Here is a 1,148-nt window from a genome sequence, read left to right as displayed (position 1 = left end):
CTATAGAGAAATCTCTAATGAAATTGGTGTTCAATTTATGGTCATGCATGAGTCTCCACAGTTATTAGTGATAAGAAATGGAAATGTAGTACGTCACGCTTCTCATGGAAGTATTAATGATGTGAATTTGCAAGATTATATATAATTATTAATTATTTTTAATACGTATAACCTTAAAAACTAGATTCCCTTGGTCATTTTGACCATTAATTAGAAGTTGAATTTCGTCTAGGTTATCATTGTAAACCCTTATAGTATTGTCTGTGTTTGGTTTTAAATTTACATTTGGTAACCAATCTAAAGTACTATAGAATATTCTAGAGTTTTTAGTTGGGAACTGCATATCGAAATTGGCGTAGTTTGCTGTAGAAATGGTAAACCCAAAATCTACATTTCCAATTTTTAAAGTAGATTCGGTATTATTGGTTACATTTTTAAAAGGATTTATTTCTCCTTTTGTTTTTAAAATTATTACTCCAGCAAAACCATCTAAACCATAACCGGCTCCAGAAGCATTAACTTTTGCTTCTATAATCTCTGTAGCACTTAAATTTCTTAAAATATTAAAATCTGTAACTCTAACACCGTTAAGTATAATAGTCATGTCTTCTGAGCTACTTATACTTCTTGCACCAGTATTAATATTTATCATTTCACTAGCTACATTTGTTTGACTTTTAACTATTGATTTTTGTCCTCTTGTAGATCTAATAGCGGTACTATTAACATCGACTAAAGTTCCTGGTAAGTCTTTTATTACATCCATTGCTGTTTGGTTGGGAGAATACCTATTTTTATCAATTATGTATGTTTTTGTAACGCTGTTTCCTCTAACTTTCGGGTCTGGATAATCATCAGGAAGAACAATTTTGTTCGTTTTAGCTTCAACAACAACTTCATCTAAGTATACTTGTTTTTTTATTTGTCTGGAAGCGATATCGTCCGTATGTTTGTTGTCAAAGCCTTTAATATAATAGTCGTTCCAGTCTTTACTAGTTACTAATTCAGGTTTGTAATCTATCAATTGTTCATTTACATGCATGCTTGCTTTTAAAAGTTTTCCTTTAAAATCGACTAAAGATAATTTGTAGTTTGAATTCTGTTTTAATAAAAGACTATCAAAAACAAAGGTGTTGTTTGGTTTTAGT

General features: G+C 30.0%; 2 protein-coding genes. One reads left to right on the top strand and one right to left on the bottom strand.

Annotation, left to right across the window (positions count from 1 at the left end; translation table 11 throughout):
- Nucleotides 1-10: 10 nt before the first annotated feature.
- The gene (locus ACVCXO_RS02960; RefSeq protein WP_452228107.1) at nucleotides 11-145 is read left to right on the top strand and encodes a monothiol bacilliredoxin BrxC family protein; all 135 of its coding nucleotides are present in this window, start codon (nucleotides 11-13) and stop codon (nucleotides 143-145) included.
- A gap of 3 nt (nucleotides 146-148) precedes the next feature.
- On the opposite strand, the gene ACVCXO_RS02955 is transcribed toward ACVCXO_RS02960, so the two are convergent.
- Nucleotides 149-1,148: hypothetical protein (locus ACVCXO_RS02955; protein ID WP_452228106.1), on the bottom strand; the 1,000-nt coding region annotated here is incomplete at its 5' end.

This window comes from Lacinutrix sp. MEBiC02404 (assembly GCF_053601575.1).
This window is presented reverse-complemented; position numbering and strand designations above follow the sequence as displayed.